A 14,092-nucleotide genomic window follows, 5' to 3' on the forward strand; every position below is an offset into this window, starting at 1 on the left:
CGAGCCTGGGCCAGCCCGGGTTGGCTCGTCGTCCACCCGCCCACCCTCAAGAGACCCGCATGCAGATCGAGTTGATCGAAATTCGCGACCACCTGCACCGCTTCCCCCCCTTCGATGGGCTGCCCGAAGACACCCTCGACGAGATCGCCCGTCAGGTCGAAGTCGGCTACTTCAAGGCCGGTAGCGAGATCCTCAGCTTCGGCGCGGAGATCCACGACCTGCACTATGTGCGCAGCGGTGCGGTGGAAATCTACCGGCGCACCGGCGCCCTCTACAACCGTCTGACCGAGGGCGATATCTTCGGCCAGTTCGGCCTGCTGCGCGGGCACAAGGTACGTCTGCCGGCCCGGGCCATCGAAGACAGCCTGATCTATTTCATTCCCGGCAGCCTGTTCGAGCAACTCTGCGAGGCCCATGACTTCTTCGCCGACTTCGTCGAGGCCGAGGGCCAGTCACGCCTGAAGTCGGCGGTGGAAAGCCAGGGCAACGCCAGCGAACTGATGAAGATCAAGGTGCGCAAGCTGGTCTCGCGGCGCACGGTCAGCGTGCCCCTCGGCACCTCGGTGCAGCAGGCCGCGCGGGTGATGACCGAGCACGGCGTGTCTTCCCTGGTGATCCTCGGGCCGCCATCCGCAGCCGGAGCGCCCGCGAACCAGGCGATGGCCGGCATCACCACCGATCGCGACCTGCGCACCCGGGTACTCGCCGAAGGCCTGGCCCTGGACACCCCGGTCGATCAGGTGATGTCACCCAACCCGATCACCATCAATGCCGACGACTCGGTGTTCGAGGCGATGCTGTGCATGCTCCGCCACAATATTCATCACCTGCCGGTGGTGTACCGTCAGCGCACGGTCGGGGTGATCAACCTGTCGGACATCATCAAATACGAGTCGCAGAGCAGCCTGTACCTGGTCAATAGCATCTTCAACAAGCAGTCGGTGGCCGAGCTGCAGGCCCTGTTGCCGGATCTGCGCGCCACCTTCCTGCGCATGGTCAACGACGAGGCCACCGCGCACATGATCGGCAGCGCCATCTCGGGCATCGGCCGCAGCCTGACCCAGCGCCTGCTGGAGCTGGCCGAGCAAGAGCTCGGACCACCGCCGGTACCCTACTGCTTCATGGCGCTGGGTTCCATGGCCCGCGACGAGCAGCTGATCGTCACCGACCAGGACAACGCCCTGGTGCTCGACAACCGCTTCGATCCGCGCGTCCACGACGACTACTTCCTCAAACTGGCGACCTTCGTCAGTGATGGCCTGGCGGCCTGTGGCTACAGCTATTGCAAGGGCGGGATCATGGCCACCAATCCCCAGTGGCGACAGCCGCTACGGGTGTGGAAGGGTTATTTCAACCAGTGGATCGAACGCCCCAACCCGCAGACCCTGCTCAACAGCTGCATCTTCTTCGACCTCGACAGCGTCTACGGCGAGGCCGAGCTGGTCGAGAGCCTCAAGGATCTGCTGGCGGAAAAGGCCAGCCAGAATCCGCTGTTTCTCGCCAGCCTGGCGCGCAATGCCCTCAACCGCACCCCGCCGCTGGGATTTTTCCGCACCTTCGTGATGGAAAAGGATGGCCAGCAGAACAACATCATCAACCTCAAGGGACGCGGCACGGCGCCCCTCACCGACCTGATCCGCGTGCATGCCCTGGCTGCCGGCTCCAAGGCGCAGAATTCCCTGGATCGTCTGGACGCCATCGCCGCCACCAAGCTGATGCCCCAGGAAGCCATCACCAAGCTGCGCTACGCCCTGGAATTTCTCTCCATCGTGCGCATCCGTCATCAGGCCATGGACCTCGAGGCCGGCCGCGAGCCGGACAACTACATCGAGCCGGAAAAGGTCTCCGCCAGCGAGCGCTACAACCTCAAGGAAGCCTTCCAGGTGCTCAGCAACGCACAGAAATTCCTGCGCTTCCGCTACCCGGCGAGCGGCTCCCAGTGAAGTGGCCCGCTGCCTCGCGTAATGCCGCCCATGAGGGGCCGACAGACTGGCAGGGCCTCTTCATCCAGCTTGCGCAAACGGCCAAGGATCCGCGCCTGGCCGCCTTCTATCAGGCCGGCGTGGTCGCCGCCGACACCCCGCTGGAGCAGGTGCCGCTGGTGGCACTGGACGTGGAAACCACCGGTCTGGATTGTGGTCGCCACTCGATCGTCAGCCTCGGCCTGGTGCCCTTCAACCTCGCACGCATCCGCTGCGCTCAGGCGCAGTACTGGGTGGTCAAGCCGGTTTCCGAGCTGAGCAGCGAGTCGGTCACCTTCCATCACATCACCCACAGCGACATCCGCCACGCACCCAGGCTGACGACTATTCTCGGTGAATTGCTGACGGCCATGGCCGGCAAGGTGATGGTGGTGCATTACCGCACGATCGAACGCGGTTTTCTCGATCAGGCGGTACGTCAGCATCTGGGCGAAGCGCTGCACTTCCCGGTAATCGACACCATGCAGCTGGAGGCCCGCTTGCACCGCAGCCAGCGCCAGCCGGGCTGGTTCGACCGTCTGTTCGGCCGTCAGCCGACTTCCATCCGCCTGGCCGACAGTCGCCTGCGTTATGGCCTGCCGCTGTACCAGGCGCATCACGCCCTGACCGACGCCCTGGCCACAGCGGAGCTGTTGCAAGCGCAGGTAGCCACCCACTACTCGCCGACCACCGCGGTCGGCGAGTTGTGGAGCTGAGCGGATTGCGGCGGTGACTCACGCGATCCAGCCCTGCGCACCGCCGAAAAAAAACGCGCCCGAAGGCGCGCTCTTGCATTACTCAATAACAGCGCTCAGCGCGGCTCGCTCATCAAGCCTTTGACGATCGACACGCAGCCCACCAGCAAGACAATGGTGAACGGTAGTCCCGTGGACACCGCCATCGCCTGCAGGGCGACCAGGCCGCCGCCCAGCAGCAGGGCAATGGCGACCACGCCTTCCATGATGGCCCAGAATGCCCGCTGCGGAATCGGCGCATTGACCTTGCCGCCAGCGGTGATGGTATCGATCACCAGCGAACCCGAGTCCGACGAGGTGACGAAGAACACGATCACCAGGATGATGCCGATAAAGGAGCTGATCTCTGCCAACGGCAACTGCTCGAGCATGACGAACAGCTTCAGCTCCAGCGCAGCATCCTGCACCCCGGTGAAGCCATCACCGACCAGTTGGCCGATGCCGGTACCGCCAAAGGCGGTCATCCACAGCACCGAGGCCAGGGAAGGCACCAGCAGCACCGCCACCAGGAACTCGCGCACCGAGCGACCACGGCTGACCCGCGCGATAAACATACCGACAAAGGGCGACCAGCTGATCCACCAGGCCCAGTAGAAAGCGGTCCAGCCCTGGCTGAAGTTGGCGTCTTCACGGCCGAAGGGGTTGGACAGCTCGGGCAGATAGGTCAGGTAGCTCCCCAGATTGCTGAAGAAGCCGGTGAGGATCGCCAGGGTCGGCCCCGCCACTATGATGAACAGCAGCAATAGCAGCGCCAGCACCATGTTGATTTCCGACAGGCGTTTGACCCCCTTGTCCAGGCCGGCCATTACCGACATCAAGGCAATCGCGGTGATCCCGATGATCAGCAGCACCTTGCTGGTATCGGTCGCGGTTATGCCGAACAGGTGATCGATGCCGGCTGCTGCCTGCTCGGCGCCGAAGCCCAGCGAGGTAGCCAGGCCGAACAGGGTGGCAAATACCGCAAGGATGTCGATCAGATGGCCCGGCCAGCCCCATACCCGCTCCCCCAAGAGTGGATAGAAGATCGAGCGCATGCTCAGCGGCAGACCCTTGTTGAAGGAGAACAGCGCCAGCGCCAGGGCGACGATAGCGTAGACGGCCCATGGGTGCAGGCCCCAGTGGAAGATGGTGGCAGCCATGGCCAGGCTGGCAGCCTCCTGCGCATTGCCGGCAGCCGCGCCCAACGGCGCCCAGTCGGTGCGCAGACCGTCCTCGCCGATACTGACTCCGCCCATCGCCGAGGAGAAGTGCGACATCGGCTCGGCCACGCCATAGAACATCAGACCGATGCCCATACCGGCAGCGAACAGCATCGAGAACCAGCCGGCATAGGAATAGTCCGGCGACGCCTCCTTGCCGCCCAGGCGCACCTTGCCCAACGGCGAAATGATCAGGCCCAGACACAGCAGCACGAAGATGTTCGCCGAACCCAGGAAGAACCAGGCCAGGTTGCTGGTCAACCAGTTGCGAACAGCCGTGAACAGCGGTTCGACCTCGCTCTGCAGGGCCAGGGTCAAGACCACGAACAGCACGATGCTCAGCGCGGAAATGCTGAAGACCTTGCCATGAATATCCAGGTTGACCAGAAACCTGCCTTTGATGTTGTCCTGGCCGACGACATAGTCGGTGTCGATCAGGCTGGATGCTCCACTCGGAGCCGGGATACCGCCCGCTATTTCCGCTTCTGGCTGTGGCGTCGTGTCATGCGAAGGGGGTTTTTCCATGTGGAGTTCTCCTTGAGGCATTTAACTCGCTGGCAAGCACAAGAAGGACGGATTCGCCCAACTTACAACTCATCGCGACCGAAAGTTTGTTCGGTTAGCAGGTTAGGGTAACAGGCAAACCCCATACTTGCCGGCTGCGGGCCGTCATTCGCAGGCCAAATACCGTCATTTACTCATATAGCACTTACTGCACGCCGCCCTGTTGGTGCCACACTGCATGGGTAACAGGCTCAGCAGCAACCCGGCGTCAGCGCACAGGAACCAGCATGCCTCTGGACTTCGCGATCCCCAATCTATTCGCCTACCTGATCGCCGCGATCCACGCCCTCGGCCTGCTCGCGGCCGTGCATGCGGTGCTGACCGTGCGTACCGCCCAGGGGGCGCTGGCCTGGGCGATGTCGCTGTTCTTCATGCCCTACCTGACCCTGGTGCCCTACCTGGTGTTTGGCCGCAGCCGCTTCGATGCCTATATCAAGGCGCGACGCCACGCCGACAAGCAGATGCACCAGGCCATGGCCGCGCTGAACTGGCGCCCGTGGGTCGACGAAGCCCTGAGCGCCAGCGCATCCCCGGCCTCCCGGCAACTGCGCGCCTTGCCCCGACTGGGCCGCATGCCCTGTCTGGCGAACAATCAGGTGCAGTTGCTGATCGATGGCGAGGCGGCCTTCGCCGCGATCCTCGCGGCCCTGGCCAGCGCACGCCAGGTGATCCTGCTGCAGTTCTTCATCATCCGCGACGACCTGCTCGGTCGGCGCCTGCAAAGCCTGCTGCTGGAGCGCGCGGCCGCTGGCGTGCAGGTCTACGTGCTCTACGACGGTGTCGGCAGCCACGCCCTGCCGCGTTATTTCAGCGACACAATGCGTGCCGGCGGCATTCAGGTCCATGCCTTCACCACCGGCGGCGGGCTGCTCAGCCGCTTCCAGCTGAATTTTCGCAACCACCGCAAGATTGTCGTGGTCGATGGCGAATGTGGCTTTCTCGGCGGGCTCAACGTCGGCGTCGAATACCTCGGGCACAAGCCGCCACTGGCGCCCTGGCGCGATACCCATGTGCAAGTGCGCGGGCCGGTGGTCGCCTGCCTGCAGGAGTCCTTCGCCGAAGACTGGTTCTGGGCCAGCCACCATTTACCGCCGCTGCTGCTGCCCGAAGCCTATGCGGGCGAGGGCATGCTCTGCCAGCTGATCGCCAGCGGCCCGGCCGACCCGCAGGAAACCTGTGCGCTGCTGTTCGTCGAGGCGATCAACAGCGCCCGCGAGCGGGTCTGGATCACCAGCCCCTACTTCATCCCCGATGAGGCGCTGTTCACCGCCTTGCGCCTGGCCGTGCTGCGCGGCGTCGAGGTGCGCATCCTGCTGCCGGCGCGGCCCGACCACCGGGTGGTCTACGCCGCTTCCAGCCTGTATGCCTTCGAGGCCTTGCGCGCAGGGATCCGGGTGTTCCGCTACCAGCCGGGCTTCCTGCACCAGAAGGTCATGCTGATCGATGACGATGTCGCCAGCGTCGGCAGTGCCAATCTGGACAATCGCTCGTTCCGCCTGAATTTCGAGATCACCCTGCTGACCTTCGATTCCGGCTTTGCCGCCGAGGTCGAACAGATGCTCGAGTTGGACTTCGCCCGCTCGCGCGAACTGCTCGCCAGCGACTACAAGAACCTGCGGCGCCTGCAGCAACTGGCCATGCGCGTGGCGCGCCTGATCTCGCCAATCCTCTAGCCGGCGGCTGGCGTCGCGACCATGAGCCGCCAGCGGCGCTGCGCCCGCTGAGCGCCTGGCTGGATCCTGACCTGGGGTCTTGCTGGGGAATGTGCTGGCCTCGATCTGCGCCTCACGCATGCAGATGCGCATGGCAAGACGCCAAGCTTGGGTTGGCTGCGCTGATGCAAACAGCAGCACTCTGCGCGGCTGATCCCGCGCTCGACCGGTCGCTGCCCTAGTAGGTCACGTCTTCACGCTAGGATTACAGGCTAGGCGCCGGGTAACTGGCCAGGGCGCCAGGATGATCGAGGCCGCAGGTAAAGGTGCTCATCGGCCTCAGGCCCTTGCTTGGCAGGTGCCGGGGCTGAATGAACAAAACCCCCACCGGCAAAGCCAAATGGGGGTTCTCCTCTTGCGGCAGCCAACGCTTGTGGCGCTGGGAGCGACAACGGCGTTAGCCGTTACCCGCATCGTTGACCGATATGGGGGAGCCGAGCTCACAGCTCCAAAGTTCCACCGCCGGCTGGGTCGCTTGTGGCGGGCCGAGCCAGTCGCTCATCGAGCGACAACGCTGGTTGAAACACAGTTGGTAATCCCCCGCCTCGGGGGTTCGCCCCAAGCGCAGCGGTTGCAGGGGCGCTAGCTGGCGTTGGTAGTGCCAGCTGCCCTCATGCAGTTCGGCATCGGCAGGGATTTCCATGCCAGCACCAGAACCCTTGACCCGCGCCTCGCCGAGCAGCAAGCCCTCGGCGGTCACGCGGTAATCCTCTTCCCAGCGAATTTTCTCGATGGTGTGGCGCCAGGCCAGGGTAAACCCCGGAACCGGCAGTTCAGCCCACACCACCCCGGCCAGGCCCAAGCACAATCCGATCACGCCAGCGTCGCCTGGACGCGGCGCGCACGCCAGAAGTGCTGCGCGAGAAACAGCGCCACCAGCACGAAGCCGATCTCATCGCTCATCGGCGTGGCCAGGATCAGACTGATACCCGCGGCGAAACCCAGTGCGCGCTCCCACCAAGGCATCTTGCAGTGCAAGAAACCGGTGAACACTGCGCCCCAGATACCGATCGCCAGCGCCGCCTTGATCAGCACATAAATGATCGCCAGCAGGCTATCGCTTTGCAGCATCAGCGCCGGCTCATACACCGCCATGAAGGGGACGACGAAACCGGCGATGGCGATACGTATTGCCCACAGACTGATCTTCAACCCGCTCTCCTTGGCGATAGGTGCCGCCGCGAAACAGGCCAGCGCCACCGGCGGGGTGAGGTCGGCCATGATGCCGAAGTAGAAGACGAACATGTGCGAGACGATCAGCGGCACGCCCAGCTCGAGCAGTGCCGGCGCGGCGATGGAACTGGTGATGATGTAGTTGGGAATGGTCGGGATACCCATGCCCAGCACCAGGCAGGTCAGCATGGTGAGGATCAGCGAAAGGAACAGGTTGTCCTGGCCGATGGCGAGGATGTAACCGGCGAAGGTCGACGCCACCCCGGTCAGCGAGACCACACCGATGATCACCCCGACCAGGGCGCAGGCGATACCCACCGGCACCGCGTGGCGCGCGCCCTCGACCAGCGCATGCAGACAGATCACCAGGGTGTCGCGACCGCCCTTGATGAACCAGCAGATCGCCACCAGCAGCGCGACCACGCCGAATACCACGCCGATACCCAACTGGAAGAAGCCGGCGCAGAGCACCCCGAGGGCAATCCAGAAGGCCATGCGCAGTAAGGTCGAGGACACCCGCAGGATGATCGCCGAACCGAGAATGACGATGGCGGTCAGGGCCAGGCCGACCATTCCGGAGAACAGCGGCGTACGCCCGGAGAACAGCAGGTAGATGAGGATGAACAGCGGGATCAGCAGGTACCAGCGTTCCTTCACCGCCGCCCAGGGATTGGGGCACTGGTCTTTCGGCAAGCCTTTCAGGTTGGCGCGCTTGGCTTCCAGATGAACCATCCAGAACACCGAACCGAAGTACAGCAGCGCCGGCATCAAGGCAGCCTTGGCCACCTCGATGAAGGGCACGTTGATGGTCTCGGCCATGATGAACGCCACCGCGCCCATGATCGGCGGCATGATCTGGCTGCCCATGCTCGAAGTCGCTTCGACGCCGCCGGCAAACGCCGACTTGTAGCCGAAGCGCTTCATCAGCGGAATGGTGAACTGGCCGGTGGTGACCACGTTGGCCACGCCGGAACCGGTGATGGTGCCCATCAGCGCCGATGACACCACCGAGACCTTGGCCGGACCGCCGAGCTTGTGGCCGAACAGGCCCATGGCGAAGTCGGTGAACAGCTTGATCATGCCCGCCTGTTCGAGGAAAGAGCCGAACAGGATGAACAGGAAGATATAGGTGGCCGACACGTAAGTCGGGGTGCCGTAGAAGCCCTCGGTGCCGAAGGCCAGCTGGTTGACGATCTGATCCAGGCCATAACCGCGGTGGGCCAGATCCCCGGGCAGGTACTGACCGAGCAGGCCGTAAGCGAGGAACAACCCGCAGATCAGCGGCAAGGCGATGCCCATGACCCGCCGCGCCGCCTCGAACACCAGCACCATCAGCAGCAGGCCGACGACCATGTCGGCACTGGTCAGGTCGCCGGAGCGCTGGATCAGGTCCGCCTCGAACACCCACTGGTAGATGGCCGTGCCCATGCCCGCCAGGCCGAGTAACCAGGCCAGCGGCTGCCAGGGTTTGTGCTTGCCGACCAGGGGAATGCTGAGGAATACCGTCAGCAGCAGAAAGCCGACGTGCACCGCCCGCAAGATCTGGCTGGACACCGGATGAAAGGCCGCCGTGGTGATCTGGAAGATGGAAAACAGCAGCGCCACATAAAACAGCGCTTTCGGCCACTCGCCCGGTCCAGCCGCGAGGCCGTGGTTTTGTTCAGTCATGGAACTGGTGCCCTCATTACAACGTCGATAAGGCGCAAGAGTCGCCAACAAAACCTGCCGTACTCAGTACGCTGGTTTTATTCGCAGCTCTGTATGGCGTTCAAATTAGTCGGTTGCTGCTGCCCCGGGAGTCGCGAGCGATTCCCGGGGCATTCATGCCACGCGCTGGGCTTCGCCGTACAAAGCCCAGCCACGTAGGGACTAGAGCGCGCCGACTTCCTTGTAGAAGCGCTCGGCACCCGGATGCAGCGGGATCGGCAGGCTCTTCGCCGCGCCGTCCAGTTTGATGTCCTTGGCCGCGGAATGGGCGTTGCCCAGGCGCTCGAGGTTGTCGAACATCAGCTTGGTCATCTGGTAGGCCACTTCCTCGGACACGTCTTCATGGCTGACCAGGATGTTCTTGATCGCCACTGTCGCGATGTCGACATCCTGACCGTCGTAGGTACCGGCTGGAATCATGGCGGGCTGATAGGCCGCATTGCCGATCTTGGCGGTCACGTCGGCCGGAATGGCGACGAAATTGATCGGCAGGGTGGCGGCCAAATCGCGGATCGCCGCCATGCCCAGTCCCGAGGATTGCAGGGTGGCATCCAGCTGACGATTCTTGATCAGCTCGACCGACTCGGCGTAGGGCAGAAACTCGACCTTGGCCATGTCGTCATAGCTCAGACCCGCCGCGGCGAAGATCGCCCGGGCATTCAGTTCGGTGCCGGACTTCGGGGCACCGACCGAGATGCGCTTGCCTTTGAGGTCAGCCAGGGTGGCGATGCCCGACTCCTTGTTGGCGACGATCTGGATGTAATTCGGGTAGGTGCCGGCAATCGCCCGCAGCTTCTTCAGCGGGGTTTTGAAGCCTGCATCTTCCACACCATTCCAGGCATCGGCGACCGAGTCACCCAAGGCCAGGGCCAGCTCGCCGCGACCGCTCTGCAGCAGGTTGAGGTTTTCCACCGAAGCCTTGGTGGCCTGTACCGAGGTTTTCGCGCCGTCGATACCGGTGCTGTAGAGCTGTGACAGGGCCACACCGATCGGGTAGTAGACCCCGCTGGTGCCGCCAGTGAGGATGTTGATGAAGGTCGGTGCGGCAAATGCCGCCGTGCTGGCCGTCAGGGCCGCGGCAGCAGCGAGCAGGCTGAAACGCTTGGTCAATCGCATGGAGTATCTCCGTCGTTGTTATGGCTTTATGCAGCGTTTTTGTACTGTAGACGATGCACGACCGCCGCAGCGGATAGGCAGGTCCGGGGGTCGATCAGAATGGGTGAAAGTGGCGAATGCCCGCACCCGGCCGAGGCCTGGCACGCAAGAGGCGGCATAGCGGAGCTGGGCGAGACGCGCTCGCGGGGGTAGTTCGGCAGTTCATAGGCTCACCTCTGGTCTTTCTTATAATCGCCAACGCAAACAGCAAGGATGGCGTACCAGAGCTATAGCAGATGCCGTGCCAATGGCTGTAAAGCCCGGCCTAGAGGGTTTCCAATGAATAGGCCAAGGCTTTATGAGCGAAATAGCGCCTATTCAAGAACAGGAATAGGCGTAAATCCGCTGACGCTGTCGACCCATTGACCCTGTGTGCAGGGTCAACGCACAGCTAACGACCGTCAGTCCTCGTCGCCGCTGCCGGCCGGGCGATAGCTGCTGCGCAGCAGGCCATGGCGCTGCATTTTCTCGTTGAGGGTGCGTCGTGGCAGCTGCAGCAGCGCCATGACCTCGGCGATATTGCCCTGGCAGTGCTGCAGGGCACGGTGCAGGCATTGCGCCTCGAAGGCTTCCATCTGCTCGGCCAGCGACTGCGCCGGCAACTCGCCAGCGCCTTCAGCCGGAGTGCTCAGACCCAGGGCATGGCGCTCGGCGGCGTTGATCAGCTCGCGCACATTGCCCGGCCAGTCGTGACCAAGCAACCGGCTCAAGTCGGCCGGCGACAGCGGCGGCAGCTCGCGACCGTGACGCTGGGCGGCCTGGCTGGCGAAGTGTTCGAACAGCAGGGGAATGTCCTCGCGCCGCTCACGCAGCGGTGGGATGCGCAGGCTGGCGACGTTCAGCCGGTAGTACAGATCCTCGCGGAAACGCCCGGCGCGCACTTCATCGAGCAGATCCGGCTTGACCGCGCTGATCACCCGCAGATCGACCTGGATGCTGCGGTTGGAGCCGAGCCGCTCCAGGGTCTTTTCCTGCAACACCCGCAGCAGCTTGACCTGCTGAGCCAGGGGCAGGCTCTCCACCTCGTCGAGGAACAGGGTGCCGCCATCGGCGTACTCGATACGCCCGATGCGCTTGCCCTGGGCCCCGGTGAAGGCACCGCTCTCGTGGCCGAACAGTTCGCTCTCGAAGATGCTTTCCGGAATCGCCGCGCAGTTGAGGGCGACGAAGGGCTTGCCGGCCCGCGCGCTGAAGTCATGCAGGCAACGGGCGACCCGCTCCTTGCCGCTGCCGGTCTCGCCGCGAATGAGGATGTTCACCGAGGTGCCGGCCAGTTCGAGAATCTGCCGGCGCAGGTTTTCCATCGGCCGCGACACCCCGAGCAACTGCGCCTCGATATGGTCCTTCTGGGCAAACTGCTGGCGCAGCTGGCGGTTCTCGCAGACCAGGCGGCGCTTGTCCAGGGCGCGGCGCACGCTGTCGAGCAGGCGCTCGGGGGTGAAGGGCTTCTCGATAAAGTCATAAGCGCCCTGGCGCAGCGCCTGCACCGCCATGGGCACATCGCCATGACCGGTGACCAGGATCACCGGCAGGTCGCGATCGAGCTCCAGCAGCTTGTCCAGCAATTGCAAGCCATCGGTGCCGGGCATGCGCACGTCACTGATGACGATGCCGGGGAAGTCGCGGTCGATCAGCGCCAGGGCCTGCGCCGCACTGGCGCAGCTCTGCACGCGAAACCCCGAGAGTTCCAGCCACTGCTGCACCGCCTCGCGGATCGCCGCTTCGTCATCGACCACTATCACCTGACCACTCATACCACCTCCCGCGCAATTGCCCGCAGTGTATCGCGGGCCCGGGTGGGGCGCATGGCCTTGCGCGGGGCGCTCAGCTCGCTGGGCGTGGCGGCCGCTGGCGGCGTCCGGTGCCGCGGCTCAGGGTGGCCTGGCTCGGCACCGGCGGCGGCAGCTTGACGCTGGCCTGCAGCCGAGAAAAGGCGTCGGTCTTGTGCGGGATGGCCATGGCGGCGATGAAGTGCTCCTGGAAGCGCGGCTCCATGGCGGTTTCCACCTTCTCCACGCCGCGCACCACCTCCTCGATTTTCCGGCGCGCCTTGCGACTGAGCAGGGCGATGCGCGCGCCGGTGCCGGCGGCGTTGCCGGCCGAGGTGACGTGCTCCAGAGCGCAGTCCGGAATCAGGCCGAGGATCATCGCGTACTTGACGTCGATGTGGGTACCGAAGGCGCCGGCCAGGCGGATGCGGTCGACCTGCTCGGCGCCCAGGTGCTCCATCAGCAGCTTGATTCCGGCGTAGAGCGCGGCCTTGGCCAACTGGATGGCGCGGACGTCGTTCTGGGTGATGCGCAGGCAGCGACTGTCGTCCTCATGCAGCACGTAGGCGAAGGTCCGGCCGTCGGCCACCACCCGCGGGCAACGCTCGGCCAGGGCGCCGTTGATCACCCCCTCGTGGTTGATGATGCCGCTCAGGAACATCTCGACGATCACCTCGATGATGCCCGAGCCGCAGACCCCGGTGACCCCATGGCGGGCGGTCGCCTTTACGAAGCCGGCCTCGTTCGACCAGAGTTCGCAGCCGATCACCTTGAAGCGCGGCTCCAGGGTCTCGGGGTCGATGCGCACGCGCTCGATGGCGCCCGGCGCGGCGCGCTGACCGCAGCTGATCTGCGCGCCCTCGAAGGCCGGACCGGTCGGGCTGGAGGCCGCCAGCAGGCGCTCGCGGTTGCCGAGCACGATCTCGGCGTTGGTGCCGACGTCCACCAGCAGCATCAGCTCCTCGCTCAGGTAGGGCGTCTCGGAGAGGATCACCGCGGCGGTGTCGGCGCCGACGTGACCGGCGATGCAGGGCAGGCCGTAGACCCGCGCGTTGGGGTGGATGCGCAGGCCGATCTCGGTCGCCCACAGGCCGTCTACGGCCTCGTCGGTGGCCAGGGCGAAGGGCGCGCCGCCCAGTTCGACCGGATTGATGCCGAAGACCAGGCTATGCATGATCGGGTTGCCGACGAAGGTGGCCTCGATGACCGAATTCAGCCCGATCCCCGCCTCCTTGACCAGCTCCTCGACCACCTGATTGAGCGCCTCGCGCACGGCCTCGGTCATGTCCTGGTCGCCACCCGGATTCATCATGATGTAGGAGACCCGGCTCATCAGGTCCTCGCCGAAGCGGATCTGCGGGTTCATGCGCCCGGCGGAAGCGACCACCTCGCCGCTCTGCAAGTCGCACAGGTGGGCGGCGATGGTGGTCGAGCCGACGTCCACCGCCATGCCGTAGATCTTCTCGTGCAGGCCGGGCCAGACGGCGATGATCCGCTCGTCGTTGTAGACCGCCACCGTGACCTGCCAGTTGCCCTGGCGCAGGGCCTCCTGCAGCTGCTGGACCACGCGGATATCGCTCTCCAGATGGGCCAGGTGCCATTCGTAGCTGAGGGCGTCCTTGAGCCGCCGCAGGTCGGAGGCCGGCACGTGCATGTCCGGCTGCTGCACCTCGACGAAGTACAGGCGCACGATCGGGTCCAGCTCGATGTTGACCACTTCGGCGCGCTTGCGCACGACCTGCCGGTGCACCTGGCTAGTGGCCGGCACATCGATCACCGCATTGCCCAGCAGCAGGGTCGAGCAGCTCAGCCGACGCCCAGGGTTGAGCGGCCCGCGGCGCATTTCCCAGGCATATTCGGTGTCGCTCTTCTCGCTCAGGTGGCTGGCGAGGGACTCGACCCCGTGCTTGGCGAAGTTGCCCTCGCACAGGTCGACCTGGCAGCGCCCGCACAGGCCGCGGCCGCCGCACACCGAGTCGATGTCGACGCCCAGCGCCCGGGCGGCCTCCAGCACCGGCGTGCCCACCGGGAAGCGACCACGGCGACCGGACGGGGTGAATACGACGAGTGCATCCTCTGGCTCGGACATGGCTACCT

At 64.6% G+C, this 14,092-nt stretch carries 9 protein-coding genes; 3 read left to right on the forward strand and 6 right to left on the reverse strand.

All coding sequences use genetic code 11. The annotated features are described in order from the left end of the window. Positions 1 to 59 precede the first annotated feature (59 nt). Together LJY18_RS05885 and LJY18_RS05890 are read left to right on the forward strand one after the other, a co-directional pair. Entirely contained in the window at positions 60 to 1,943 is a 1,884-nt protein-coding gene (locus tag LJY18_RS05885) for a DUF294 nucleotidyltransferase-like domain-containing protein (protein WP_238040844.1), read from the forward strand. Then, positions 1,940 to 2,677 (forward strand): 3'-5' exonuclease, encoded by a 738-nt coding sequence (locus tag LJY18_RS05890; protein WP_238040845.1) that lies wholly within the window; start codon positions 1,940 to 1,942, stop codon positions 2,675 to 2,677. The genes LJY18_RS05885 and LJY18_RS05890 overlap by 4 nt, the downstream gene beginning before the upstream one ends. 95 nt (positions 2,678 to 2,772) lie before the next feature. Here the strand turns inward: LJY18_RS05890 and LJY18_RS05895 are convergent, their stop codons facing one another. Continuing rightward, a complete protein-coding gene (locus LJY18_RS05895) occupies positions 2,773 to 4,440 on the reverse strand; it encodes a BCCT family transporter (protein ID WP_238040846.1) in 1,668 nt (555 codons plus the stop codon). 266 nt (positions 4,441 to 4,706) lie between these two features. Here LJY18_RS05895 and cls point away from each other — a divergent pair, with 266 nt between their 5' ends. Next, entirely contained in the window at positions 4,707 to 6,152 is a 1,446-nt protein-coding gene (gene cls / locus LJY18_RS05900) for a cardiolipin synthase (RefSeq protein ID WP_238040847.1), read from the forward strand. A 436-nt stretch (positions 6,153 to 6,588) separates the two neighbouring features. On the opposite strand, the gene LJY18_RS05905 is transcribed toward cls, so the two are convergent. The 5 genes from LJY18_RS05905 to LJY18_RS05925 all read right to left on the reverse strand — a co-directional run bounded on the left by LJY18_RS05905 (position 6,589) and on the right by LJY18_RS05925 (position 14,084). Beyond that, positions 6,589 to 7,008 (reverse strand): DUF1850 domain-containing protein, encoded by a 420-nt coding sequence (locus LJY18_RS05905; protein WP_238040848.1) that lies wholly within the window; start codon positions 7,006 to 7,008, stop codon positions 6,589 to 6,591. Beyond that, positions 7,005 to 9,032, reverse strand: a complete 2,028-nt coding sequence (locus tag LJY18_RS05910) for a TRAP transporter permease (RefSeq protein WP_238040849.1) — start codon at positions 9,030 to 9,032, stop codon at positions 7,005 to 7,007. Before LJY18_RS05910 ends, LJY18_RS05905 begins: the two co-directional genes overlap by 4 nt. A gap of 201 nt (positions 9,033 to 9,233) precedes the next feature. Continuing rightward, entirely contained in the window at positions 9,234 to 10,187 is a 954-nt protein-coding gene (locus tag LJY18_RS05915; protein ID WP_238040850.1) for a TAXI family TRAP transporter solute-binding subunit, read from the reverse strand. Positions 10,188 to 10,627: 440 nt separating this feature from the next. Continuing rightward, complete coding sequence (locus LJY18_RS05920; protein WP_238040851.1) at positions 10,628 to 11,980, reverse strand: sigma-54-dependent transcriptional regulator; 1,353 nt, start codon at positions 11,978 to 11,980, stop codon at positions 10,628 to 10,630. Between the two features lie 70 nt (positions 11,981 to 12,050). Next, positions 12,051 to 14,084, reverse strand: a complete 2,034-nt coding sequence (locus LJY18_RS05925; protein WP_238040852.1) for an ASKHA domain-containing protein — start codon at positions 14,082 to 14,084, stop codon at positions 12,051 to 12,053. Between the last annotated feature and the right edge of the window lie 8 nt (positions 14,085 to 14,092).

Origin of the sequence: Pseudomonas sp. MMS21 TM103 (genome assembly GCF_022132145.1) — a bacterium.
GTDB lineage: Bacteria > Pseudomonadota > Gammaproteobacteria > Pseudomonadales > Pseudomonadaceae > Aquipseudomonas.

Excerpts from the sequence above, each read along its gene's own strand:
- LJY18_RS05895 (WP_238040846.1), bottom strand. The coding sequence starts at position 4,440 with ATGGAAAAACCCCCTTCGCATGACACGACGCCACAGCCAGAAGCGGAA.
- LJY18_RS05915 (WP_238040850.1), bottom strand. The coding sequence starts at position 10,187 with ATGCGATTGACCAAGCGTTTCAGCCTGCTCGCTGCTGCCGCGGCCCTG.
- LJY18_RS05920 (WP_238040851.1), bottom strand. The coding sequence starts at position 11,980 with ATGAGTGGTCAGGTGATAGTGGTCGATGACGAAGCGGCGATCCGCGAG.
- cls (WP_238040847.1), top strand. The coding sequence starts at position 4,707 with ATGCCTCTGGACTTCGCGATCCCCAATCTATTCGCCTACCTGATCGCC.
- LJY18_RS05910 (WP_238040849.1), bottom strand. The coding sequence starts at position 9,032 with ATGACTGAACAAAACCACGGCCTCGCGGCTGGACCGGGCGAGTGGCCG.
- LJY18_RS05925 (WP_238040852.1), bottom strand. The coding sequence starts at position 14,084 with ATGTCCGAGCCAGAGGATGCACTCGTCGTATTCACCCCGTCCGGTCGC.
- LJY18_RS05885 (WP_238040844.1), top strand. The coding sequence starts at position 60 with ATGCAGATCGAGTTGATCGAAATTCGCGACCACCTGCACCGCTTCCCC.